Origin of the sequence: Streptomyces sp. NPDC001796 (assembly GCF_042892355.1) — a bacterium.
In the GTDB taxonomy this organism is placed as follows: domain Bacteria; phylum Actinomycetota; class Actinomycetes; order Streptomycetales; family Streptomycetaceae; genus Streptomyces.
In genome coordinates, this window is sequence record NZ_JBIAUC010000014.1 from 148,756 (window position 1) to 173,821 (window position 25,066).

The 25,066-nt window shown below is 69.5% G+C and carries 17 protein-coding genes; 6 read left to right on the forward strand and 11 right to left on the reverse strand.

The features are described 5' to 3' along the window. Nucleotides 1-316 precede the first annotated feature (316 nt). From ACFYZE_RS25775 to ACFYZE_RS25785, 3 genes are read left to right on the forward strand one after another with little or no spacing between them, the layout of a single operon-like run. A complete protein-coding gene (locus ACFYZE_RS25775; protein WP_388998545.1) occupies nucleotides 317-1,972 on the forward strand; it encodes an alpha/beta hydrolase in 1,656 nt (551 codons plus the stop codon). A gap of 58 nt (nucleotides 1,973-2,030) precedes the next feature. Next, nucleotides 2,031-2,501 carry a hypothetical protein gene (locus tag ACFYZE_RS25780; protein WP_388998548.1) on the forward strand — a complete coding sequence of 157 codons (471 nt, stop codon included), beginning with the start codon at nucleotides 2,031-2,033 and terminating at the stop codon, nucleotides 2,499-2,501. 29 nt (nucleotides 2,502-2,530) lie between these two features. Beyond that, nucleotides 2,531-3,061 (forward strand): hypothetical protein, encoded by a 531-nt coding sequence (locus tag ACFYZE_RS25785; protein ID WP_388998551.1) that lies wholly within the window; start codon nucleotides 2,531-2,533, stop codon nucleotides 3,059-3,061. An 87-nt stretch (nucleotides 3,062-3,148) separates the two neighbouring features. Here the strand turns inward: ACFYZE_RS25785 and ACFYZE_RS25790 are convergent, their stop codons facing one another. From ACFYZE_RS25790 to ACFYZE_RS25810, 5 genes are all read right to left on the reverse strand, one after another. After that, entirely contained in the window at nucleotides 3,149-3,664 is a 516-nt protein-coding gene (locus tag ACFYZE_RS25790; RefSeq protein ID WP_388998554.1) for a hypothetical protein, read from the reverse strand. Between the two features lie 479 nt (nucleotides 3,665-4,143). Next, on the reverse strand, nucleotides 4,144-5,652 hold the full coding sequence (locus ACFYZE_RS25795) for a hypothetical protein (RefSeq protein WP_388998557.1): 1,509 nt from the start codon (nucleotides 5,650-5,652) through the stop codon (nucleotides 4,144-4,146). A 229-nt stretch (nucleotides 5,653-5,881) separates the two neighbouring features. Beyond that, entirely contained in the window at nucleotides 5,882-8,086 is a 2,205-nt protein-coding gene (locus tag ACFYZE_RS25800; protein ID WP_388998560.1) for an SUKH-4 family immunity protein, read from the reverse strand. A 29-nt stretch (nucleotides 8,087-8,115) separates the two neighbouring features. Next, nucleotides 8,116-13,569: a toxin glutamine deamidase domain-containing protein gene (locus ACFYZE_RS25805; RefSeq protein ID WP_388998563.1), complete on the reverse strand. Its 5,454-nt coding sequence runs from the start codon at nucleotides 13,567-13,569 to the stop codon at nucleotides 8,116-8,118. A gap of 335 nt (nucleotides 13,570-13,904) precedes the next feature. Continuing rightward, nucleotides 13,905-14,609 (reverse strand): hypothetical protein, encoded by a 705-nt coding sequence (locus ACFYZE_RS25810; protein ID WP_388998566.1) that lies wholly within the window; start codon nucleotides 14,607-14,609, stop codon nucleotides 13,905-13,907. A 66-nt stretch (nucleotides 14,610-14,675) separates the two neighbouring features. On the opposite strand from ACFYZE_RS25810, the gene ACFYZE_RS25815 reads away from it, so the two are divergent. Continuing rightward, nucleotides 14,676-15,104 carry a hypothetical protein gene (locus ACFYZE_RS25815; protein ID WP_388998569.1) on the forward strand — a complete coding sequence of 143 codons (429 nt, stop codon included), beginning with the start codon at nucleotides 14,676-14,678 and terminating at the stop codon, nucleotides 15,102-15,104. Between the two features lie 15 nt (nucleotides 15,105-15,119). Here the strand turns inward: ACFYZE_RS25815 and ACFYZE_RS25820 are convergent, their stop codons facing one another. The 3 genes from ACFYZE_RS25820 to ACFYZE_RS25830 all read right to left on the reverse strand — a co-directional run bounded on the left by ACFYZE_RS25820 (nucleotide 15,120) and on the right by ACFYZE_RS25830 (nucleotide 18,569). Beyond that, the gene (locus ACFYZE_RS25820) at nucleotides 15,120-15,422 is read right to left on the reverse strand and encodes a hypothetical protein (protein WP_388998572.1); all 303 of its coding nucleotides are present in this window, start codon (nucleotides 15,420-15,422) and stop codon (nucleotides 15,120-15,122) included. 61 nt (nucleotides 15,423-15,483) lie between these two features. After that, nucleotides 15,484-16,548, reverse strand: a complete 1,065-nt coding sequence (locus tag ACFYZE_RS25825) for an SUKH-4 family immunity protein (protein WP_388998575.1) — start codon at nucleotides 16,546-16,548, stop codon at nucleotides 15,484-15,486. Nucleotides 16,549-16,643: 95 nt separating this feature from the next. Beyond that, nucleotides 16,644-18,569: an ATP-binding protein gene (locus ACFYZE_RS25830; RefSeq protein WP_388998578.1), complete on the reverse strand. Its 1,926-nt coding sequence runs from the start codon at nucleotides 18,567-18,569 to the stop codon at nucleotides 16,644-16,646. A gap of 404 nt (nucleotides 18,570-18,973) precedes the next feature. Here ACFYZE_RS25830 and ACFYZE_RS25835 point away from each other — a divergent pair, with 404 nt between their 5' ends. Next, nucleotides 18,974-19,108: a hypothetical protein gene (locus tag ACFYZE_RS25835; RefSeq protein WP_388998581.1), complete on the forward strand. Its 135-nt coding sequence runs from the start codon at nucleotides 18,974-18,976 to the stop codon at nucleotides 19,106-19,108. On the opposite strand, the gene ACFYZE_RS25840 is transcribed toward ACFYZE_RS25835, so the two are convergent. Next, on the reverse strand, nucleotides 19,105-19,275 hold the full coding sequence (locus ACFYZE_RS25840) for a hypothetical protein (protein ID WP_388998584.1): 171 nt from the start codon (nucleotides 19,273-19,275) through the stop codon (nucleotides 19,105-19,107). The two genes, ACFYZE_RS25835 and ACFYZE_RS25840, sit on opposite strands and share 4 nt — an antisense overlap. A gap of 72 nt (nucleotides 19,276-19,347) precedes the next feature. Between ACFYZE_RS25840 and ACFYZE_RS25845 the strand changes: the two genes are divergently transcribed. Then, on the forward strand, nucleotides 19,348-20,280 hold the full coding sequence (locus ACFYZE_RS25845; protein WP_388998587.1) for an SUKH-4 family immunity protein: 933 nt from the start codon (nucleotides 19,348-19,350) through the stop codon (nucleotides 20,278-20,280). A gap of 68 nt (nucleotides 20,281-20,348) precedes the next feature. Here ACFYZE_RS25845 and ACFYZE_RS25850 read toward each other — a convergent pair whose 3' ends face one another. Together ACFYZE_RS25850 and eccCa are read right to left on the reverse strand one after the other, a co-directional pair. Then, nucleotides 20,349-20,729 carry a hypothetical protein gene (locus tag ACFYZE_RS25850; RefSeq protein WP_388998590.1) on the reverse strand — a complete coding sequence of 127 codons (381 nt, stop codon included), beginning with the start codon at nucleotides 20,727-20,729 and terminating at the stop codon, nucleotides 20,349-20,351. A gap of 133 nt (nucleotides 20,730-20,862) precedes the next feature. Next, a complete protein-coding gene (eccCa, locus tag ACFYZE_RS25855) occupies nucleotides 20,863-24,810 on the reverse strand; it encodes a type VII secretion protein EccCa (RefSeq protein WP_388998593.1) in 3,948 nt (1,315 codons plus the stop codon). Nucleotides 24,811-25,066 lie beyond the last annotated feature (256 nt).

Genomic DNA, 25,066 nt, shown 5'->3' on the forward strand with positions numbered 1-25,066 from the left:
AGCGTGCTGACCGGGATGCGCCGGTGCACGGCTCCGGCCGGGGAGGGCGGTCCGCTCCGCGCTGACGTTCGGGGGTGACTTTGCCCGAACGCGAAGTCGCTCGGATACCACAGCACGGTACGGGCGCTTCGGCCCACATCGGTCGAAATAGCCTACGAACGCGCGGAGTTGGGGATTGATCCCGCGCCGAAATCGTCGGCTACGCTGTGCGCCTCGAACTCATGAGTGAGCAGGAGCAACGGGGGTTGCCTTATGTCCACTTGGGTGGACTCGCCATGCCCTGAAGGGCACTCGGGCCGGCCGACCGGGAGCCGACGTGGCTTCTGACTTCTCCCGGCTGATGAAACAGGACTTCTCCGACCTGGAAGCCGCCGCCAAGGGCTGGCGCAACCTGTCGACGACCATGGACTCCCTCACCGACCGTCACCGTCGGCAGGTCACCGGACCACTGCACCAGTCCTGGAAGGGCGACGACGCCGACGCGGCCCTCTTCTACCTGGAGGACGTCGAATCGCGGATCGGCGTGGTCGAGACGGAGGCCATGGCCATCGCCGAGGTCCTGGACACTACGAAGTTCTGGATGGAGCAGGCCCAGACGGACCTCCGCAACGCGGTGCGGCGTGCGGAGGAGGACCACTTCGAGGTCGACGGCGATGGCTGGGTCACCGATCCGACGACCACCGGCCTGCCGCGCCAGGACCCCGACGCACGGGAGATCGTCGCCGACCGCAGTGCCCTGATGGGAGAGCACCGTTCCGCCATCGACGAGGCCCTGACCGCCGCGCACAAGGCGAGCAACGACGGCGCGAAGGCCCTCGCGGAGCTGAACGGTGACATCCTCACCGACCCGCTCAGCCATGACGCGGCAGCCGAATCCGCCCAGGACGTCAAGAACGCGATGAAGGCGGTGGGCGTAGAGCCTCCGCAGATCCCCGACGACGACCCGAAGGCCGCTGCCGAGTGGTGGAAGGCCCTCAGCCCCGAGGAGCGTCAGACCTACACCACGCTGTATCCGAAGGAGATCGGCGCGACCGATGGTCTGCCGACCGACGTACGCGACGACGCCAACCGCACGACCCTTGCCCAGGAGATCAATCTGGCTCAGGAGGGCAACTACGCCGAAGGGTTCCCGGGTGACAGCCTGGAGACGGTCAACAGGCGCCTGAACAACATGCTGGTGCTCAACGAGCGGCTCGACGCCGCGGACGCCGCACCCAAGGGCAAGGAGCTGTACCTCCTCGGCTACGACTCCAAGGACGACGGACGGGCCATCATCGCCATGGGGAACCCGGACACCGCCGCGCACACCGGCATCCTGGTGCCGGGCACCAACACGAACATGGACGCCGTGCCCGGTCAGATCGAGCGCATCGGCAGGCTGCAGTCCGCGGCGGTGCAGCAGTCCAACGGCGAGAGCGTGGCGATGGTCACCTGGCTCGGCTACGACGCCCCCGAGGCTTCCCCGACCGATTTCAACAGCGTCGGCGGGACCGGACGGGCCGAGGACGCCGCTCCAGACCTGCGCCAGTTCGTGGCGGGCATGCACGCCTCCCACGACGGGTCGCCGAGTCACACCACCGTCCTCGGACACAGCTATGGCTCGACAGTCGTCGGTGCCGCTGCGGCGGGGGGCTCCGGTCTGGGAGCTGACGACGTAGTGGTGGTCGGCAGTCCGGGGATGACCGTGGACAAGGCGAATGATCTGCAGATGGACCCGGAGCACGTATGGATCGGCGGGGCGGATGACGACGCCGTAATCAAGCACGCCGCCAATCTCACCCTTGGCCCCGACCCGATGTGGAGAGAATTCGGTGGCAACAATTTCGAAGTCGACACGCACGGCCACAGCGGTTATTGGAACAAGGGAAGCGACTCCCTCGCCAACCAGGGAGCAGTCATCGCGGGGAAGCAGCCCACGGAGGTTCCGAAGGAGGACCTGCCACCGGAGGCTCAAATCGTACCCGGCCTTTAACTCCCTTCTCCGCACGGTACTGGCTGTCTCCGCAGCCCTGCTCCTGACTGGAGGCTGTATGTCTCAAGGTGACGACCCGAACGCTCCGCTGCCCCGGATGGAAAAGGACGCCGCGGTGAAATGGGCCAAGGACTACACCGCGTACATGGCCCGGCTCACCGATGTCGAACTCACCCCCTCGACGGAAAAGGTGAATTTCGAGGCGTGCATCGGGGAGAACGACGAGGTCGCCGAGGACGGCCGGTACAGCCTCTTCTACTACGTCAACTCCCCGGCCCCTGTGACGGAGCACACACGCGTCGTGCGGACACTCCGCCGCGAACTCTCTCAGCGAGGGTACGAGGTCACCTCGTACCGGGAGTTCAAGAACGCTTATGCGTCGGCGGTGTTCAGAGCCCGCAACAAGAAGAACTCCTATGTGGTCTCGGCCGACACCGTCGGTTCCGGCAAGACGGAGCCACAAGAACTCTCCTTCGCCGTACGCACCCCCTGCATGCTCCCACCCGGCGTCAAGCAGCAGCAGTTCTGAACGCCGACGAGGAACCGAGAGGAACCGACGTGTCCCAGCGCACCGACGTCGACCCGGCTGAACTCCGTGCCTCCGCCGGAGCCTGCGACGGCATAGCCCGGGCCATGAAGGACCCCGCCGACAAGGCGGTCAAGGAGACCGGCACGGCGGGGGCCTCGCTCACCGGCTGGTCGATCGGACCCGCCCTGACGGAGATCGCCACCAGCTGGAAGCCCGCTCTCGACGGCCTGCACGCCCGCGTACAGGCCGGCGGGGACAATCTCAGGTCGTCGGCGAACGGTCACGAGTGGAACGACGAGCGGGTCTCCCGGGACTTCGAGAAGACGGGTACGGACACGGCGACGCAGGCCGCCCCCGGTGAGATGCCCGCGGTGCTGCGCCCGCGTGCGGGCGAGCAGCACCCCGTCCGGCACCCGGGCGCCGCCCCGGGCTTCGACCCGGGCGGCCGGCCCTCCGGCGACGGACCACTGGACCCGCGCACCTCGTACGGCACCAACATGCCGACATACGACGAGACGATCGGCACCCGCCCCACGCCCGGCACGAACGACTTCGGCTGACTGGCTGCACGGGCTGCACCGTGCGGACCTACAAGGCGAGAGCACTTCCCTGACGGGCCCGGCACTTGACCGGCACTTGACGAGCAGTCACATCTGACGGCGCCTGTTGCCGACCACGTAGGCAAGACCCCAAGCCGCGGCCGCAGCGACCACCAGGCCCAGTGGGGAGAACCAGTCGACTCCACCGTGGGCTTCACTGGTCCACCAGGCCTTGGCCGGGAAGAAGGGTTCGGCCTCCAGCAGGTCCATGAGGGCCATGGGCGACCGCTCCCAGGCGAAGACCAGCGGGATGGCGTTGACGTAGCCGAAGAAGGCGCCGAGCGCGGCGATGACGGCCCCACCGATCCGGGCGCCGTTGCTCTGTTGAGCCATCAGGCCGACGAGGGAGCCGACAATCGCGCCGTTCAGCAGCGCGTGCGCCAGGTAGAGGGTGTTGGCCGTGGTGAGCGACTGATCCTTGTACGTGGCCAGGATGAGACCGCTGTAGAGCAGCGAGACGACGACCGAGACGAAGAATCCCAGGAGGACCGCGCCGACCGGATTACCGCTCGCGCTCGGCTGCTGTCCGAAGGGGCGTGCCTGGAACGGCGGTCCGGGCTGCACCGGGTAGGGCAGTTGCGCCGGCGGCGGCCCTGGGACGGGCGGCGGCCCTGGGACGGGCGGCGGCCCGCTGTACACGGGAGCCTGGCCCGGAACGGGTGGCAACCCGGCCTGCACCGGTTGCTGCCCCGGAACCGGCGGCGGCCCGGGCTGCACCGAGGGCTGCCGAGGGGCAGTCGGCGGCCCGAATCCCGGCTGCTGCTGCGGGACAGGCTGGGCGTACGGGTTGGAGAGGTTCTGTGGCGGCTGCGGAGGCTGTGGCGGTGGTTGGAACGGCGGCTGGCTCATGATTCCCCCATGGAGTCAACTGGCAGAAGCAGCAAGTTATCAGTGACATCAGGAGGCGGCAGTCGGACCCGGAGCGAGCTGCGTGAAGGGCTCTGAAGGGACAAGTGCGCCGAAGACGTTCCCGGTTGACGAGGTACCGGGTCGGCCCGACCCGCGCGGAACGTGCCGCGGGCAGGCAAGCCGCGGCGGGTGTGTCACTGCTCCCTGCTGTACACGCTCTCCTCCTCGCCGTCCTCCTGGTCCATCCACCGGTACTCGCCGTTCAGCTCCAGGATGAGGTCGCGGGCCCAGGCGGCGAGGAAGCGGGGACAGCCCCAGACGTCGGCGGACCAGGCGCCTCCGGGCGCGGGGAAGGCGTCGGACGTGTACAGATGGTGGAGGTGTGCCGCGAACTTGCGGCTGTTCCAGCGCCTGATGTCCTCGCCCGGGTGTCCGTCGCCGTGCGGGCAGGCCACCTCTGGCGGCGCGCAATCGACGGTGCGGAGCAGCGCGCGGACCTCACGGCCCACGCCGTAGGGCAGGTCGCGGATCTGCGTGACCCACAGGACGAGAAGCAGCAGGACGAGCTGCTCGTGCGCATCCTGTGCTGCGGGGTGTCGGCGGGCTGCCCACAGGGCGACGTTCTCGGCACGCTCGTCGAAGTCGTCGCCGTCGACGACGTACGTGGTCAACGTGACGATGTCCAGGGTTCCATCGGGCAGTACACAGGTGCTGTCCAGGGCGCTGGTGTCGCGTACGCCGAACTTCGACGCGTGCGCGGTCCGCAACTCCGTGAGTGCCTCGTCGGCGAGGTCGTGCAGGTAGCGCGGGCACAGCCAGGCATCGGGTGGGTACGTGTCGAAGATGTCCCGGAGTTCGGACCGGCCTCCGGGGCTGCGCAACTTGAAGCCGATCTCGGCGATGTCGGCCGACTCGAACTCGGGGTCCGGATGTTCGTCGTCGCCGTGTGTGCAGGCCGTGGGGTCCCCGAGCATCGGCAGCACCGTCTCCAAGCCCTCGATCATCGCGTCGAACACCGACCGCTCCGTGACCCGGTACACGGCGTACCAGCAACTGGCGTGCTGGGTGATGACGTAACCCGCTCGCGCGCCTTTGGTGGAGAGCCAGGCCACGCCGCCCGCATTCACCTCGAGTTCTGTGGCGGGGTCGGAGCCGGGATAGTCCCAGAGGATGGAGGACAGGCTGTCCACCGACGAGGCGTGGTCCTCCGGCACCTCCGCGGGTATGCCGTCGGCCGCGAAGGGGCGGATCGTATCGGCGGTGACACGGGCGATCCCGGAGATGTTGGCCGGGCACAGGTCGGCCTCGCCGCGGGGCCGCCCGGGCGAATCGGCGAACATGTACCGGGCGCGCAGCCCCGCCCAGCCCGGGTCGTCCTCGGCGAGCTCGCCGAGGCTCTGTTCGTACGGGTGCGCGTCGTGTTCGCAACTGCGCTCGCCGAATTCCGATGCAGCGGCCAGCAGCGCCTCGACCGCCGCCTGCTCGGCCTCAGGGCTGGGTCGACCAGCGAGATAGGGGACCATCTCCGCGAGCCCGGCCACCCACACATGCGCTGTCTCACCACCGGGATCGGCGAGGAGGCGGCGTGCGCAGTCGAGCACGAGGGGCTCGGCCTCGGCGGGCTCGGTATGTGCCTGAACGCGGTTCCAGACCTCGAGCAGTTCGGCGGTTCGAGGGTCGGAGGCATCGGAAGTGCGGATCATGTTCCTTGACGACGCACCACCAGCGACCGCGGTTGCGCGGGGCCGTTGGCCGTCGATCGAACTTCTTCATGCGGACCCGGTAGAAGTCGGCTACGGCCGGCAAGCGGACCTCCTGCGTCAGGCCGATCAGACGCGGTTCACGGCTGCCCGGTGCAGCCAGGCCGGCCACTCATCCTGCGAGTCGGGGCTGATCCTGAACTGCCAAAGAAGCAAGGAGACTTCAGGCCGATCAGAGGTTGTCCAGATGTCCGTCGAGTGCTCCCTGCCAACTCGACGAGGCTGCGGCTTCGGGATCGACCTCTCCCGCCCAGGCTTTGACACTGCGGCGGGCATCCCGTCCTTCGTCGCTCCGGAACGGGAAGTCGCTCAGGATGAGCATGCGGTACAGGCCGATGAGCGTCATGAACCGGGGCAGGCTGCTGCCGAGGAGTTCCGGTCCGGCGGCGGAGGCGAGCAGGATGCGACCTGTCCGGCCCTCCAGGACCACGGATTCGGTGAGCCAGTGTCCCAGGAGGTAGGCGGCGCCGCTGGAATGCGGAAGTTCGACGGGTTCAAGACCGGTCTGGTCGAGCGTCACGGTGGTCAGGAAGGCTGGTGCGGTTCCGCCGCCGAGGGCGGGAAAGCCGACTTTGGAGATGATCGCGCGTGCCTGTGGCTCGGTCAGCGCAGCCGGTAGATCAGCGACGGGTACACGGCGCAGGGCGCGGTCGCCGAAAGTGTCGGCGAACCATCTGTTGAGCTCTTCGCCTTGTTCGGCAACGGGGCGGGGCATGGGCCACAGGGCCGTGGAACGGACCGACGGGACGAGAGACCGCTGCCACACCCCAGGCCCTGCCGTCAGTTCCTCGGGGTGCAGAACATCGAAGGCGTACAGGCCCCTTGGCCCGTACGCCACCCAGCGCCCGTCGTCCGCAACTTCGGCTCCGCTACGGGGAATCAGCAGCCCCGGCCAGTCAGGACGGCCCGCTCCGGACGAAGCGACGTATCGCCTGCTCTCGAGGGCGCTGCCCACAGTCCGTTCCACATCTCCTTCGTCACCGATGAACTGGTGGACCACCCTGGGCTGAAGCAACTCCTCACCATCGGACAACCGCCAAATGCGTTCCCGCACCTGGTCGTCCCCCCAGTCGTCGAGGTCGTCAGCCAAGGGCGCCTCGAGTTCCTCCTGGCTGAAGACGCCGCTGTGCTCGCTTGCTGCGACGGGGATGCCCGCATAGGTGCCGAAGTCCACCCCGCGAGTTGGTCCGGGTAGATCCGGCAGGGCTCCCAGCACACCGTAGGGACGCCACTTCGACCATGCGGTGCGCCATGCCAGCGGCACTGGGCTTGCGCACTCGAGCTGCTCGGCCCAGTCACGGCGACCGCGGTTCACGGCTGCCCAGTGCAGCCAGGCCAGCCACTCACTCTGCGAGTCGGGGGTGACACCGTCCCGCTCCAGATAGTGGGCGTCTGCGGCGACACCCCCCACCGGAGGGCCTCCAGGCCACGCCAGATCGACCGCTTGCTGCAGCGAGACGCGATCGGCCACGGCCGCCAGGACGGGCTGCTCCTCGATGAGCTGGGGCAGCATGCCGGAAAGCGCGGCATGGACGGCGAGCGCGCGGCAGGCGTATGTGGCGATCCGCACGTCGGCTGTGCCCGCGGTCGTTGTGGACACCGCGGAGAGGAGGGCCTCGGTGATGGCCAGTTGCTCCGCGCCCGTGATCGGCTCGGCCCTGCGGAGCAGACTCTTGAGTGCGTCCGACGCCAGTCGCACGACAGGGGATCCGTCGGCACCCGGCGCCACGTGGAGGGCATCCGGTCGCTGCTGCACGATGTGGCGCAGGCTGTCCTCGGTGTGCTGTCCACCCAACGCTGTGTCCATGAACTGCCAAACGCGCAAGGGGACCTCACGCAGCTCGGTTGCTGCAAGGGAACGGAGGGCGGGATGCTCGGCGAGCAGCGCTGCAGGAGCTGGGCCTTCGGGCTCTCCCTCCAGCAGAACCTCGTCGGGACGTTCCGGCCGTGCAGGGTCACTCGGTTCGTCGAACTCCAGGACGGGAAGCACATGGCCACGGCCCATACTGCTGAACTCGCCGACGACTCGGTCGATGAGTTCCGACTCGGTCGAGGAGTACAAGGTGCCCGCCCATTGCACATTGGCAAGAAACAGGATCCCGCCCTTGCGAAGACCTGCCAGCGTGTCCTTCAGCGGGTCACCCAGGGGGCGATGCCTGGCCTGGAGACCGAAGTGCGCAAGGAGTCGCCCGAGCACCTGGTCGGCCTGCAAACCACGGCAGTCCAGGAACAACGAGCCGGGCAACTCCTCGTGCAGGCCGGACAGGAGAGCCGTCTTGCCAACCCCCGGCGAGCCGCGCAATGTGAGCTTGGGCGCGTGTTTCGGCGGGCTGGCCAACCAGCTCACGATCTGCTGATCCACTTCCTCGGCAAACACTGTGCATCACTCCGATCAGACCCGGCCGATCAGGGTACGTCAGCGCTCGCGGCGAGCTTCATCCAGACTCTCGCGAGTTCCCCGCGGAAGCGGTGCATATCGGCGTTGCGGGCATCCACGGCCTGCTGCCGAACCCTCTCGATCTCGGCGGCTCGTTTTTCGGGCGGAAGACCCTTGATCCTGGCCATCTCGTCGGGAGACAGATCGCCCAGGCGGTATCCGGCACCGTAGACGATCTTCGTCTTGTTCTTCTGCTCAGGGATCGCCGCCTTTTCCTCGTCACTCTTCTCGTGGTACCTCTTCAGCTCCTGGCCGGCGGGGCGCTCGAGTTCATGCGCAATGTAGTCGGAGCAGTTGGCGTAGGCCGGGTGGGTTCGATCACCGCACGGCTCGAACTCCGTATACATGATGGGTGCTTCGTACCGGCCCGGGTGCTCCTGATCGAGTCGCCGGAAGGCTTCGCCGAGCACGGGCTCCGAGTGATCCAGCGGTGGGCTTGAGGAGTCGATGATGTAGTGGGTCTCGGCGGTTCCGTCAGGCTTGTGTTCGATGACCTCCAGAGCCGCGAAGTTCTTACCCGAGAAGTCCGGTCGCATCATGCGGCGATGCTCGCGCATGGCATCGATCTCGGCCTGTGGCCTGCCTTCGTTCACGGCCTGTTCAATGGCCCGCTTCAACTGTGCATCGCCGACGTGCCTGTTCCAGAGCTTGTTGAAGTTGAGCCGTTCTCGTCTGATCTCCTGCTCGCTCTTTTGCTGATTGCTCTCGTTGAGAGCCTCGCCGCCTTCCGCGAGCTCCTGCGCGTCCTTGTCCGCAAGGTCCTGAGTTGCGGCATACCGGCGGGCGAGAGGAGCTGGATCCAGGTGCTCACCGCGCGTGGCCTGGTGCCGCGAGTGGAGATCGGCGCCACCTGAATCGTCGACGGCGTGCGCATCATGGAATGCACTGCTGAGGCGTGCGATGGCGGCAACCGTCGCAGCCTTGTCCTCCCGCGACATCTCCGCGAAGCCGGGCTTCAACAGCTCGTTGAGCCGGTCCTGGGTCAGCCTGCCGCTTTGGGAAGCCTCCCGGACGGTCTGCAGCAATGGCGAAGGGTCGCCTTCGGCCCAGCTGTGGAGATGCTGGGCGATGGCGTGAAGATCGGTCTGCACCACGTCGTTGGCTCTGCGCAGCAGATTCTGGGAGTCGTCGCCCAGCATGTCATGGTGGACCGAGGATCCGTCGCCCTGCTGAACGACTCCATAACCGGGATGCCCCTCGGGGCCGGCACTGTCCAGTGGGGTGTTGGCAATTTCCCGCGCCCTGGCCAGCTCTGCTGCCCTCTCGGCTGCGGTCTTCTTGGGTTTCTTCGGCTTGTTCTCGCCCTGCTCGTCGTCCTTCTTGTCCTTTTCGCCCTTGCTCTTGTCGTCGCTGCCTGCGGGAGCCTCCGGCCCTCTGCGATCAGACTGAGGATTTCCCTGTACCTCCCGCTCCGGGCGAGAAGAAGCGGCAGGAGTAGAGGCGCTGGGTGCCTGGTCGGTCGAGGGGCGATGATCTGCTGAACGTGTGTCGCCTGATTCCTTCTGCCCGGGGCTCCCGCTGGTCGGCTGATCAGCAGGCATCGATCCTGCGCGGGAGTCGGGAAGGGCGGCTTGTTGGGGGCTGCGGTCGATGGTCGGATCGTTCGGCGCCGTACGCGAGGCGGACGGGACCGCGTCATCCGAGACGGTTCGCATATGAGCGTCATCGGAGAGCGAGGTCGGTGAGGGCGTCGTCTGCTCGGGGGCCGATTCGGTGGCACCGGGGGTGAGTGTGACGGTGCCGCCGGTTCGAATGCCGTTGTCCGACGCCGACGCGTCGCCCTGTGCAGGTGATGTGGCTCGGTTGTTTCTGCTCTCGCCCTGGGGGTGCACGGAGGCCGAGTCCGTGGTCCCTGTTGCGTCGGAAGCCCGTCCTCCTGAGGTCACATGGGATTGCCGTGAGTCGGCGTGGGACGTGCCTTCTCGGGCTGTATGGGGTTTCCCCTCCGCGGAGCCGTCGGCGGGAGCGCGGTCGGGTTTCTCGCCCGATGGATGCGGCTGGGCCTGATTCTTCTCGGTCGGGCCGCTCGTCGTCTCCTTCTCCTGCTGGGAAGGATCGGTTCCCTCTTGAGAGGTATCCGCCTGCCCCTGGGATGTCCCAGGCCCCTCCTCAGGTGTGTCCGTACCGTGCTCGGCGCCCTCGGAGTCCTCCGCGTGAGGCTGGCTGGTGTCGATCGGGTTCCGGTCGGCGTCCAGCGGGATGTGCCAGACGTGCTCGGCGTTGTCGATGTGGATGGGGTCGTGGCTGACCTGTCCGGTCTGGGTGTCGATCCAGACGATGTTGCCGTGGTGGTTGACGGCGTTGAAGGCGTGGCCGCCTCCACCGGGCCAGTCGACCTGGACGATGGCCGCTGAGCCGTGACCGGCTTGCCGGAGGGTGTTGGCGATGTTGTCGGCGGTGTCGGGGTCGCCACCGGGGCCGGCGTAGGTGTGGGCGGCGCCCGTCCAGCGGATCTGGTTGTCGTTCGCGTTGTTCTCGGGGGACCAGACGTCGGGGTTGCCGTGTTCGTCGGTGTCGAGGGTACGGGGCGCCGAGACCTGGGGATTTCCGTACCAGGTCTCGAGGAACGAGCGGGAGCAGTCGGCGCAGTTGTTGCTGCGTCCGGGGACGGTGTTGCCGCCGTCGTTCTGGAGTTGGGACCAGTGACCGAAGGGGTCCGGGAAGCGCTGCGGGGTGCCGTCTTCGTTGTGCGGCACCGCGTCGACCAGCGCCTGCTGGTCGGCGGGGTCGGGTTCGGACAGGCCTCCCGGGTAGTGGTCCAGGTCGGCGCGAATGTGCTCCAGGCTGTCCTGCTGCGGGTGTTGCTGGTGGTTCGGGGTGCCGGGAGTGGCCTGGGGCGAGCCCGGGTGGTGCGGCGTGGCAGGCCCTGCCGAGTGCGACGGTGAGGCCGAGGCGCTCGGGGTGTGGACGGGGGTGTGGATCGGGACCGCCGTCACCTGGTGGTGCTGTTGTTGCTGTTGCGGGTTGCTGGACGGTGCGTTCTGCGAAGGCGTGTTCGGCTGTGCGGCAGGCTGCTGTGGAGCGTTGGGGGTGCGGGGCGTGGTTCCGGCGGGCTCCTGGGGCGGCTTGTTGGGGGCGGAGCCGGTGTCGGTGCCCGGCCGGTTCTGGGCACCGGACGTGCCGGGTGTGCTCTGGGCGGTGGGGCTGTCGGCGGGGCCGGGCGGGGTTGAGGAATTCGGGGTACGGCTGCTCGGACTCGAGGAGTTCGAGGTGCCGTTGCTCGGTGTCGATCCTCGCTCGGACCCGGTGCCGGCCGAGGTGGAGGGCGTCGTCGTGGAGGTGCTCGCGGTGGGCGGGTTGGTTCTGGGGGGCGACGACTGGGACGGGTTCTGACTCGGGGTGCTCGTGCTCGGGTTCTGGCCCGGAGTACGGGTAGGGGTGCTGCCGGCCGGGTCCGTGGTGTTGCGGGGGGCGGTGCGGTCCCCCGGGGCGGTACCGGGGGTGTGGCGGGGTGTGGTGCCGTCGCCCGGCCTCGTGCCGGGGGTGTCGCGGGGGGACGTACGGTCACCCGGCGTCGTACCAGGCGTGTTGCGCGGCGTGGTGCCGTCGCCCGGCGTCGTGCTCCCGGGCGTGCGCTGGGTCGGTATGCGGCCGTCCGCTGTACCGGATACCCGGCCGTCGGCCGTGCCGGATACCCGGCCGTCGGCCGTGCCGGATACCCGGCCGTCCGCCGTGCCGGATACCCGGCCGTCCGCCGTAGGGCCCGGAGTGCTCCGGGGTGTCGTCGGAGACGTGGGGCTCGGGGTGGAAGCAGGTCCGGTTCCCGTGGACGAAGCCGTGCCGGAGGTACTGGCGGAAGGGGTCCTCACCGCACCCGAGTTGGCGGTCGGACTGCTCGGGGTCGCTGCGGGCGAGGCGCTGCCGGATGTACTCCCGCCCTGGTGCGAACCGGCCACGCCGCCCGTCGTGGAGGGCGCGACAGGAGGCGTCGGGATGGCCGAGACGCCATCCGCACGGCCCCCGCCCCCGGTGGCCGCAGGGGACGGATCACTCGTCGTCGGTGTGGGTGCGGCACTGGAGTGGGTGGGGACGCTGGCGGCCAGACTGTCGATCGACGTGCCGATTCCGCCGCCGCTGCCGCCTTCCGCCGGGGATGTCGTACCGCTGGAGGAGGCGTGGCTGGGTGCGGCGTGCGGTGTCGGTGAGGAGATACCGGACGGGGAAGAGCCGCCGCTGGTGCCGGTGGGTCCTGACGTGCTGGGAGCGTTGGGCGAGCCGGTGGCGTCCGGGGCGCTGTGTGATGGTGCGCTGGGGGAGGGGTCGTCGAAGTCCGACAGCGACGTCGTATGCCTCGGCGTCGGGGTGTCCGAGGTGGAAGGATCGTGCCCGGTGTCCGACCCGGAGCTGTCGGAGCCGGGGCCTGCACCAAGATCCGGCGTGCCGATGCTGTTGCCGCCGGTGTCGGCGGATATCCCGCCACCTATGTTCGTGCCCGGGCCGCTGTCCGAACGCGTCGACGGTGAGGAGTCCGATCCGGACGAGTCGGAGCCGTTGGAGCTGGAGTGGGAGTCGGCGGAGGACGAGTCGGAGGAGGAAACGGACGAGGACGAGTCCGAGGAGGAAGAGTCGGAGGAGTTGTTCGAGGTGGAGTCCGAATCCCCGCCGCTCCCCGACGAGTCGGAATCCCCGTCACCGTCGCTCGAGCCGTCCCGGCCCTCACTCCCAGACGCCTCATGCCCGTCGATGCGGCTGTCGATGGCGTGGTGGGCGCGGTGGCCGGCCTTCTCGCCCAGGCTGTCGCGTACGCCCTCGGCGAGGGTCTGCGGGGTCTGCTTGATGGCGTCCCAGGCGCTGTCGGTGCCCTTCTTGACGGTGGTGGCGAGGTCGTAGCCCTCCTGGGCGCCGAAGCCGACGTTGACCGTCTGGCGGATCAGGTCGGTGATGATCGCCTCGATCATGGAGATCGCGGGCTCCTTCATCGCCTCGACGATCGCCTCCAGCAGCGCTTCTTTGAGCTCGTCGAGGAGGCGGCGCACGATCAGCCGGGTGGCCTGGGTCGCGCCCAGCGCGCCGACCTCGGACAGGCCGAAGGTGAAGGGGGCGGCGGCCTGGGCGGCGGCGATCTCGATGGCCAGGGCGATCAGCTGGGCGATCACCGCCCACTTGGCGAACTCGACGAGGTAGGCGCAGGCCTCCAGCACGGTCGCGATGATGTAGGCGGCCTGGGCGGCGTTGGCGAGGTAGCCTCCGGAGCCGCCGCCGTCGAACTTGGCGTAGGTCTTGGTGAACGCGTCGATCGACTCGCCGGCGTTGTGGGCGACCACCTGGCGGGCGCTGGCGTTCGCCGCGGTGTGCAGTTCGGTGACGTCGTCGCCGAACTTCCGCCACAGGGCGGCGCACTCCTTGAGCTTGTCCTCGTCTGCCGTCGGCCAGCGGTAGCCGAGCATCTCGAGAACCCATTCGAGCTCGTCCGGCAGCATCATCGACACAGCAGAAAGCACCCCCGTCAGCCGACACGGCCGTACAACTCCCTCATAGGTCAAGGGACATCACACAGGAGTACAGCCGTCCGCAAAGTTTACGGAATCACGCGCAGGCGATTTCAGGCGTCGCTGTCACAAATCCGTTGCAGGTCCTGACGGTTGCTTCGACATACCCGACCGTCAACGGCGCGCATCGACGAACCGGCCGCCGGCGTTCCTGCGGACGGCGGCCTGGCCTGCGGACGGCGGCCACGGACGGCGGCCGGAAGGCGGGGCGACCCGGAGGGGCAGACCTGGTGCAGACAGCGTGTCAGTCGGCCCCCCACCGGCACCGGTCAGACGAAATAGCTGACCAGGAAGGACACCCCGGCTCCCACGATCCCCACGCCGATCATCCCGAGCAGGACCGGACGCGTCACTCCCCGCCCCGCCGCCTCCCAGGCCTCGTCGTACGAGACACGGCTCGGGCCGAACGGTGCGTATCCCGTGGCCAGGCAGAAGACGCCGAGACCGGTGAGGACCCATCCGCCGAAGAAGGCCCCGAAGAAGCGCCAGGCGCGGTCCATTCCGCCCTGGACGTAGTCGCCGTTCCCCGAGGTGGCCGTCGTCGGCGCGTCCGTCTGCTGCACCGCCAGCTCGGCACCCTTCGCGTACCGATGCCTGACCTGCACCGCCGCGGCCGCGTCCTTGCTCTTGCCGTCATCGGATACGAACGAGCCCTCGCAGCGGACGGGGCGGCGGTTGTTGTGGCTGCTCCGCGAGGCGTTGTTCGGGTAGCTCACCTCGCACTGCTTCACGGTCAGGGTGCCGTGCGTGCCGGCCCAACCCGCCAGGTACGCCCCCTCGTACGCCCCCCAGCCGCTCAGGGCCAGACCCGCGAGCAGGAAGACCAGACCACCCCAGCGCCCGAGGCGGCCGAAGGCCCTGCCGACGAGACCGGCGGCGGGGGAGCGGTCGGTTCCCTTGTCCTTTCCCGTGCTGCGCGTCTGAGCCATGACGACGAAGTCCTTCTCCTCTTCGGCTGATTGGGGGGTCAGCATGGCATCCGTCGATTACAGGAGATACTTCGGGTGTCCGAGGAACGAGGGCAGCGAGGAGAAGCGGACATGGCCAGTCACCCCGAGAACTCACCGACCCCCTACGGCTCTTCGCAGGACCGCGGGGTGCTGGACGAGGCACTCGAACCGGAGCAGATACGTTCGCTGAACTCCGCCCTGCGCAAGCTGTCCGAGAGCGACAACGTCGGCAAGGACATGCAGGACGCGGCGAAGCGGTTGCTCTCCGGCCGGCTCGCCCTGCGCGACGCCCTGGACGACCCCGCCGTGGCACGCTCCCTGGGCGGGGGCCTCGCCTCCCTGCGCGGCCAGTGGGAGTCGCTCTCCGAGGAGGAGCGCGAACAGATCAGGCACGGTGAGCCGCTGACGAGCGGTGATCCGTCCGCGGGGCAGCCCGAGCCGAAGGGTGCGATCGGCGAGGTCTCACGGTCGGGGAGGAAGAGCCAAGGGCGGCACAGCGGCGGGTTCTCGCTGTACTGATTGCGCAACGGCTGATCACCGGCGCTGTCTGCGGTACAGATCGATGGCCGCCGCGTTCGGGAAGTTGGGGACGGTGACAGTCTCGCCGGTCTCCTTGGAGACGACGATCTTGCTGCCGCCGGGCGGAGCGGGCTGAGGCCGGCCGGCGACGTCGGTGACCGACGGGAACTCCGCGTACACCAGGTAGCCGATGTCGAATTCCTCGACGCGCAGCTGGGCGGGCGTGCCGTCCGGCAGCCGGGGCTGTGCATACCGGCTGCGGACGATGTCGAGGGCCTGTTCGGCGGTGGTCGGCGGTGCCGGGCTGTCCGATGTCACGGGTGCTCTCCTTGTTCTCTCAGTTGTCTCAGGTCTCTCAGCGAGGATCTCCGGAGGCTGCTCAGAACAACCCGTGCCACATCTGCTCGACGATCAGTGACCACCAGGTGTCGGCGTTGGCCAGTGCGGACGCGTCGACGGCCACCAGCTGCTCCTGCAGTGCCGCCACCTCCGCGCCCGCCGCGACCGGGTCAAGGCCCCGCATCCGCTGCCGTACGGTGGCCAGCAGCGCCAGGGAACGGGCGAAGGCGGCCGCCGAGACGTTGACGTAGCGGGCCTCGGCCGTGACCGGGTCCACGGCCCACAGGGCGCCGAGGCCGTCCGGCTCCGTCGTCCCGGGCACGCACTGCACCGCGATGACCGCGACCCCGTCGAAGCCGATCCGGGCCAGGTGGGCGAGGGCGCCGATCTTCTCCTCGCCCGCAGGGCTGCGGCGCTCGCGCAGGTTCGTGGCGACGTCGGTGAACAGGCCGCCGGCCGGAGCGGCATCGGGCCGGTCCGCGGTGAAGAACAAGGGAAGGTCGGCGGGGAGTCCGGCCCAGGTGAGCGTCGACCTGGTGGCGTCGGGCAGGGGGCTGTCGGCGACGTCGTCGGCGTCGTAGCGCCGTACGCCCTCCTGGCCGAAGACCTCCGCGAGGTGGTGGCCGAGGGCCACGTCACGCATCGGCTCGGCGGGCGCGACCCGGGCGGGGACCGGGTGGCGGTGCGGGCGGGGCGGCGGCTCCTGGCCGGCGACCCGGTGCAGCATCTCGACCTGCTCGACCAGCGCCGTGACCCCCTCCGCGCGCTCCTCGGGACGGGTTCCGTAGGTCTGCGCGCAGGAGAGCTGGGCGTTCGGGAAGGAATTGAGGAGTTCGGCCGTGTAGCCGCCCGGGAGCAGGCTGGGACGCAGGTCGGTGTGGACGGCGACGACATTGTCGACAGGCACGTTCATCCGCCTCAGCTCGGCCCAGCACTGGTACTCGGCAGGCGGCAGGCCCGGGCCCGAGTTGCGGAAGAGGGTGGTCTCCTCGCCGCCCGCCGGATCGACGTAGGTGAAGACGGCGGTGTTGCCCGGGCCGGTGACCGGACGGGCACCTTCGGGCGTGTTGGCGCCCTGTACCGCCGCCTGCTCGTGGCTGGTCAAGGGGAGGCTCCTTCGAGATGGCTGGTCCCACGGGTGAGGACGGGTGTGGCTACGGGGTGGGACAGGGTGTGGCTACGGGTGGGGACGCGGTGTGGCTACGAGGCTAGCGTCGCGTCGGTCGGATGGATGCGCAGGGCCTTCGCCCCGCGCTCGGTGGCCAGGAGGAGGATTCCGTCCGGGGAGAGGTCGGCGGCGGTGAAGGGTGTGTCGGAGATCAACGCGGCCACGACCTCCTCCCTCGCCCGGTCCCAGACACGCAGGTAGTCGGCGCCTCGGCTGAGCCCGAGCGGGGCGGCGGTGCGCTCCTCCTCGGAGGGGCGCAGGATCCGTGCGGGATCGGTGCCGCCCAGGTCATCCGGTTGTACGAGGCCGCGGACGAGCACCGCGGAACTGCTCGCCTCCTCGGACTCACCGATCGGGCGCGCCCCGGGCGTGCCCGCGGGTACCGCGAGGACGGCGACGGGAGTGGCCGGCCCGTCCGGGCTCGGGAGGCTGCCGACGGTCACGGCACTCACACCGGCGACCGGCAGGCTCCACAGGGTCCGCCAGGGCAGCTCGAGGCCGAGCCGGTGTACGGCGTCGGCGTACTCCGGCAGGCCGTCCTCGACGAACGCGGTCTCCAGCAGGGCGGCGCGCAGCACGGCAGGGGCCTGCGTGCGGGTCAGCAGGGGAGCGGTGCGCAGGTACGTGCGGGCCGGCGCACCGAGCGCCTCCACCGGAACGGCCTCGATGGCGGCGCGCAGCGGTACCGGGTCGGCGTGCACGAACAACCCCGGGTCCGTGAGGAGTTGGGGCAGCAGCCCCGCTTCCAGGGTGTGACCCGAGATGTGGTCGCGCACATAGGGGTCGGCCTTGCTCCAGTCCTGTTCCGGCACGGCCTCCAGCAGTGCCATCGCGATCTGCGTCTGAGCGGCGCGGACGTTCGGCAGCCCGGCGCGGACCGCGTCACCGATGGCCGGGTGCAGCAGCCGGAGCAGCGTACGCCCGCCGTCCTCCTCTTGGCCCTCCGGCTGCACGAACGGCCCGGCGAGCAACATGCCGCCCGCGATGGCCTGGCTCATGTCCTGCCCGGCGACCGCGCTCGCCAGTCGCTCCCACAGATGGACGGGGATGCCGTCGGCCTCGGCCAGGGCGAGCGGTGCCAGCATGAGCCGCAGGGTCCGCGGGTCGGCGCCGAGCCGTCGGGCGTGCAGGTCGAGGGCCTCGCCGACGGACGTCGGCAACCGGCTTTCATCGGCCGGGTCGAAACCCTCGGGAGCCATCAGGGCGCAGTTGACCGCGAGTTGGACGACCAGTGGACTGGTCCCGGCCCGGCGGGCGACGGCCGCCGCCAGGGCAAGGCGGGCGGCGGGGTCGACGGTGAACGGCAGTTCCGGAGCGCCGAAGCCCGGGTCCAGCACCGCTTGGGCGTGCAGCACCAGGCCCTCGGGGTCGGCCCACTCCGACTCGTCGAGATCGATGATCTGCACAGCCCCCGGCGGCAGCCCCGCGGCCAGCTCGGCGGCCAGCGGTCGCGGCAGCTCGGCCAGGAGCCGTACCGTCTCGGTGGCGGCCAGAGGAGCGAGTACCTCCCGGACGAGCCGTGCGGGCTCACCCGTGGCACGTACCGGACCGGCGCGGTCGACGTCGGGTACGACGACGGTCACCGGCTCGTCGAGGGCGGCGAGCTCCGCGTACACGTCCTCGGTGCCGGCAGCGTTCAGCTCGTAGTGGTCGGCGAGCAGCCACAGGACCTGGGCCGCGGTCAGCCCGTCGGCGGCCGGCACCGCCGGGGCCGGCAGCTCCGGCGGCACCGTCGACGGATCCATCTCGTCCAACGGCAGTCGCTTGCGGAATTCCGGCTCGCACAGCATCAGGAACCCGGTGAGCAGCCGCGAACGGCCGCTGCCGGAGCTGCCGGTGAGCGCGACCACGCGTGGAGCTCCGGGCGCGGCCGCGCGCCATGCGGCGAGCGCGCGCAGCGCGGCGGCTCGGCCGCCTATGTGAGGGTGCGGTGCGTAGTCCTCGGTCGAACCGGTCATGGATCCCCGTCCTCCGCCATCACGGACGCCTTCGCCTGCGACGACGATCTTAGGCGCCGATGGGCGGGATCCCGGCCCGTGTGGCACCGCGACGTTCGACCGGATCGTCCGCCCCGCCGACGCGGACCGCGAACTTGCATTCCTGTACGGCCGGGGGGCTTTGCAAGGTTGAAGGCTGTCCACCCTGCGGGCCAGCCGGCCGGTCCTGGCGAACCCCGCCAACCGCCACCGCACCGTCAAGCTCGGTCGAAGAGCCCATCGGCCCGGCGCCGCGCGTGACGCCCTGCACGCCGGGAGCGGTTCGGTCTGCGGCCCTGGTCGTGGACCGAACCGCTCCCGTGCGTCGGCCGGCGCCACGGATCCTGGTTGAGGGCGTTGTCGGCGGTGGGTGACAGGATGGCCGCATGAGTGAGGAGCCGGACGCCGTACTGGCCGACCCCGCACGGCTGTTGACCGCCGACCGTGCCGAGCTGCGCGCCCACCTCGCCGCGGGGAGTGCGGCGGAGAGCGTGGGGCGCGAGGTCTTCCTGCAGGCCTAAGCCATTTTCGGCGGCGCGGACGTGGCGCCCGCCGAGTTCGCCTCCTGGTTGCACTTCGCGGCGAAGGCGACCGGCCACGAGGAGTACGCCGAGCGGATCGCGACGGCCGAGCCGCGGATGCCGTGGCGCACCGTGTGGGCGTGGTGGCGGCCGGCCAACTGGTTCATGGCCCACCCGAGCCGAACGGAGACTATTACCGGCTCCGCCGCCGCCTGTACGAGGGCCGGGAACTCATCGAGGTGGTCGAACAGCGCGGCCCGCTCTGGCTCGACGCCCAGACGGGCCGGAGGACGAAGGTCCGGGACGAGGGAACGCCGGCAGAAGCCCCTCGGCCGCCGGAGACGCTTGACGCACCCGAGCTCCACAACTGGGACCTGACCGCCCCGGAGAGCTGGCAAGGCGCCGTGGTGTTCGGCGCCGAGGGCGGAAGGACACGCCACCTGGTCGAGGACGCGCACGGCGTGGCGATGCTGGAGACGGACGCCGAGGTGCTGCGGGACTGGCCGCGTGGCGAGGGGATCGACCCCACATCGTCCGAAGAGCCGCCGCCCGGCCCCGAGCCGGCACAGCGGCGGCCCACGGGCCCGCTGACCGCGGCACGGCTCGACGACGCCTTTGGGGAGCGGCACATGGTCCGCATACCCGAGGGTGCTCTGCCCGAGGGACTCGAACACCGGGACAGCAGGCGGCACTTGCGGGACCTCGGCCTTCCCGCGTGGTGGAGCTGCAACGGGGCCGAGTACCAGACCCATTCGGCCGACGCCATGCGACCACCGGACGACGGAGCCCTCTGCCCGGACAGCCTGCCCAGCGGTGTGTCCGCCACCGACCTGATCGCCTTCGGCACGTGCGACTACGGCGAGCTGTATCTGCACCGCCAGGACGGATCCGTGTACATCCGGAGCCGGCTCGACGGCCCGAAGAATCGGGTACTGGTGCCGCTCGCACCGGACCTCGATGTGTTCACCCGCATCCTCGAGGCCGTCCATCGCTACAGCAACGCCTGCTGGCACCCCTATCCGGTGGAAGAGGACCAGGAGGCGGTGGCGCAGGTGTTCCTGGGAGAGATCGACGAGCTGGCCCCAGGCCTGCTCGACCGCACGACGCCCAGCGGCACGGTGTGGAGCTGGCTCCACGCGGGCATCACCGAACTGGGCGTGGATGGCTTCTAGCGCCCCGGCAGGCAACGTACGCCCGTCGAGGAGCGGGGTCCGGTGCGTGCTTCCTGACTACGGGTCCCTCATGCCTCTTGGCGTCGACGCAGGTGGTGCGGCCCCGTAGGCATCTCCACCTGCCCGTCGTACTCGGCGGTGGTCTTCCGCCAGATGTCCACCTGGTCGGCCTCGTTCTGCTCGTGGGCCACGCCCATCTTGGTGAAGGCGATCCCCATCCCCGCCAGCCGCTCCGCCAGGCTGCCCATCGACTGGTACATGCCGTCGCGCAGGCCCTCGTAGGCGACGCCGAACTTCTCGCCGATGTCGTCGTCGCCCCACGGTGGGGTGTCACCCTGCTCCAGCTTGGTCAGCCCGTCCTGCAGGCTCTTCACGGCCTTGGAGAAGTTCTGGCCGACCGTGAACATGTTGAAGCCCTCGGTCTTGAGGACCTTCGGGTCGGAGTCCATGTAGTCCGACGACACAACTGCCCCCCGTGGCTCGCCTTTTCGTTGGCAACGACACCTTAGCGGGTGATGTGCCCGTAGGAGAGGGGGCGGTACCCATGCGGGTACCGCCCCCTCCGGCTGCGGTGGCCGGCCCTCAGAACCGAGCCGGCAGCCACCCCGTCTGGATCAGCTGTCCACCGCGCCGCCGCGTGTGGAAGTACCCGCGTCCGGGCGGAAGCTGCGACGGCGTGATGTTGCCGAGAAGCGCACCCTCCGTCCGGTCGCCGGACAGCACGATGCCCTGGGCGCCGAGCTCGCGCATGCGCTGCATCACCGGCTCGTACAGCGACCGGCTCGCACCGCCCGAGGCGCGCGCGATGATGACGCGCAGACCGATGTCACGGGCGAAGGGCAGGTACTCCAGGAGCGGGGACAGCGGGTTCATGCCCGTCGCCACCAGGTCGTAGTCGTCGATGATGACGAACGCGTCCGGGCTGCTGTACCAGCTGCGATTGCGCAGCTGCTCGGGTGTGACGTCCGGGCCCGGCATACGACGGCTCATCGAGCCGGCCAGGCCCTCCAGCGTCTCCGCCAGGGCCGGCGCCGACGCGCAGTACCGCGACAGGTGGGAGTCGGGCACACCCTCCAGGTGGGCACGCCGGTAGTCACCCATGACGATCTTCGCCTGGTCCGGCGTGTAGCGCTCGGTGATCTGCTTGATGAGCAGCCGCAGCACCGCCGACTTACCGGACTCGCTCTCACCGAACACGATGAAGTGCGGGTCCGTCTCGAAGTCGACGAAGACCGGCGCGAGCGACGACTCGTCGATGCCGATCGCGACACCGCGGTCGGGGTGCTCGAACCCCTTGGGCAGCCGGTCCGCCGACAGCATGGTCGGCAGCAGCCGCACCGCCGGCGCGTGGCTGCCCTGCCAGTTGTCGTTGACGCCCCGGACGAGGATCTGCGTCGCCTCGGACAGGTCCTCCGTCGCCGAGGAGCCGTCGACCCGCGGCAGCGCCGTCATGAAGTGCAGCTTGTCCAGGCTCAGACCGCGGCCCGGCATGGTGGCGGGGACGTTCTGCGCGACCTTGCGGTCGATCTCCGACTCGGTCGGGTCACCGAGCCGCAGCTCGATGCGGTTCTGCAGCATGTCCTTGAGCGCGGGCCGCACCTCGGTGTAGCGGCTCGCCGTCAGGATCACGTGCACACCGAAGCCGAGACCGCGCGTCGCGATGTCCGTGACGGTCGCCTCGAGCAGCTCGTAGTCCGTCTTGAAGGACGCCCAGCCGTCGATGACGAGGAAGACGTCTCCCCAGGGCTGGTCGGGCAGCAGACCCGAGGCCCTGCGCTGCCGGTACGTCTGGATGGAGTCGATGTTGTTCGCGCGGAAGTACTCCTCGCGCGCGTTCAGGATGCCCTCGACCTCGCTGACCGTGCGGCGCACCTTCTCGGCGTCGAGCCGGTTGGCGACCCCGCCGACGTGTGCCAGCTCCTCCATCGCGATGAGACCGCCACCACCGAAGTCCAGGCAGTAGAACTGCACCTCGGTGGGCGTGTGGGTGAGGGCGAACGACGAGATGAGCGTGCGCAGCAGGGTCGACTTGCCGGACTGCGGACCGCCGACGAACAGACCGTGGCCCGCACCGCCCGAGAAGTCCCGGTACAGCACGTCGCGGCGCTGCTCGAACGGCTTGTCCACCAGGCCGACCGGCACGTTGAGCCGGCCGAGCGCCGTGTACTCGGGCGCGGTCAGGCCGCGCTCCGGAGTGACGGCGAGCTGGGGGAGGAGCTGTTCCAGCGAAGGAGCCTCGTCGAGCGGGGGCAGCCACACCTGATGGGCCGGCGGCCCCTGGTTGACCATCCTGTTCACGATGACGTCCAGGACGGTGTCGGCGAGCGCGTCGTCCACCCTGTCGTCGGCGTCCGGTTCCTCGACCACCGGCTGAGGGGGCAGCGCCACCGGCCCCGCCGTGAACAGCGCGGGCCGCAGCTGGGTGGAGCGGTTCACCCGGGACGGGCCCTCGCCGTGGTAGGGCCCCGACACGTACGCGGCCTTGAAGCGGACCATGGTGTCGGTGTCGTACCGCAGATAGCCGGAGCCGGGGATCGACGGCAGGTGGTAGGCGTCCGGGACACCGATCGCCGTACGCGACTCGGCGGCGGAGAAGGTGCGCAGACCGATCCGGTACGACAGATAGGTGTCCAGACCCCGCAGCTTGCCCTCCTCCAGGCGCTGCGAGGCGAGCAGCAGGTGCACACCCAGCGAACGGCCGATACGGCCGATCTGGATGAACATGTCGATGAAGTCCGGCTTCGCGGTGAGGAGCTCGGAGAACTCGTCGAGCACGATCACCAGTGAGGCCATCGGCTCGAGAGCGGCGCCCGCCGCCCGGGCCTTCTCGTAGTCGTGCAGATTGGCGTAGTTGCCCGCCGTGCGCAGCAGCTCCTGGCGGCGCTGCATCTCCCCCGTGATGGCGTCGCGCATACGGTCGACGAGCGTGAGGTCGTCCGCGAGGTTGGTGATGACAGCCGCGGTGTGCGGCATGTCCGCCATACCCGCGAACGTCGCACCGCCCTTGAAGTCGGCGAGGATGAAGTTCAGCGTCTCCGAGGAGTGCGTCACCGCGAGACCGAGCACCAGCGTGCGCAGCAGCTCCGACTTGCCGGAGCCGGTCGCGCCGACGCACAGGCCGTGCGGGCCCATGCCCTCCTGGGAGGCCTCCTTGAGGTCGAGCATCACCGGCTCGCCGTTCTCGCCGACACCGATCGGCACCCGCAGCCGCTCGTGCAGCGTGCGCGGACGCCAGGTGCGCGAGACGTCGACGGACCCCGCGTCACCGATGCCCATCAGGTCGGTGAAGTCCAGGTTGGACAGGAGGGGTTCGCCCTCCTCCGCCGAGCCGACCCGGAAGGGGGCGAGCTGCCGCGCCAGGGACTCGGCCTGCGCGTCGTTCAGCACGTCGGGCTTGCCGGAGTACGCGGACTCGTGGCCGACGAACAGCCGCATCCTGCCCGGCTTCACATAGACCGTCAGGCCTGCGCGCAGGTCCTCCTCCAGCTCACCCGGAGCGATTTCGAGGAAGGTGACGCCCTGGAGCCCTTCACTGCTGGCGAGTTCGGAGTCCGGCGGCACGGTGCCGCCGTCGAGGACGACGATCAGGTGGGGCTGGTCGTAGACGGGGTTCGCGTCCGGGTTCCAGCGGGGCCTGTCGTCCAGCTGGTCCGCCAGCGCCTCCTCCAGTTCCCCGAGGTCGTCGAAGAGGAGCCGGGCCGAGCCCGCACCGTCCTTGGCCTTCGGGTGCTGGCTGTGCGGCAGCCACTTGATCCAGTCCCAGTCCGCCGCCGCGGAGGGGTGCGCCACCACGGCGACCATCAGGTCCTCCGGCGAGTGCAGCGTCGCCAGCTGGGCCAGGGCCGCGCGGGCGTTGCCGTACACCGTGTCGGTGTCTCCGCACAGCGTCACGTGGTAGAAGGCGCGCAGCGAGACGGACACGGGCAGGTCGGACAGACTGCCGTGCGCGTCGAGGAAGGCTTTCATGGCCGCCGCGGTCAGCGGCTCCAGCTCCTCCTTGGGCGCGGTCTCCGGGGCCACGAGCGGGGTGTTCAGCTGCTGGGTGCCGATGCCGATCCGTACGGATGCGAAGTCCGCGTCGGTCGGGCGCCGCTCCCACAGGCGCTTGCCGTCGGCAGCCACCGCCCACAGCTGCTCCGGGTCGGGATGCTGGAACAGCTGACTGCGGCGCTGCAGGTCCGCGGTCTTGTGGACGTCCTTGCGGACCTGCTCGAGATAGCGGAAGTAGTCACGCCGGTCCTGGGCCATCCCGGCACCGCCGCCGCCCTGCCGGGACTTGGCGAACTGGGCGATCGCCATGGCCAGGGTCGAGGCCAGCATCAGCCCGCCGACCACCCTCATGTAGGAGGGGAGGCCCGGCATGAAGAAGAAGCCGACGGAACCCAGCATGCCCATCATGGGCAGCAGGGTCATCAGCATGCTTTCTTCGCCCTCACGGGGGATCTCGGGCGGCGTCTCGAGTCTGACCTCGCCGTCCGGGACGACCGGGGGCGCTATCCGCGGCGGTCGTTTGATGATGACGACGCTCACCGATGCACTCATCCTTCGCGATTGATACGTCTTGGCACCGACGCCCCCGTGTACCGCGACATGTTCTCGTTCGCGCAGGCGTCGTTCGCGCAGACGTCGATCCTACTGATGAGCCAAGTGCGCAAGGGAGTCAGGAGGATGGAGATGCCGAGGGGGTCCTGGGAGAAAAGCGGTGGGCGGGCCCTGCGACCCCCGGCGCAACGGATATGGTGGCGCTCCGCGCCGTAGGAGCGGCGTGAGGAAGTCTTGTCCAACA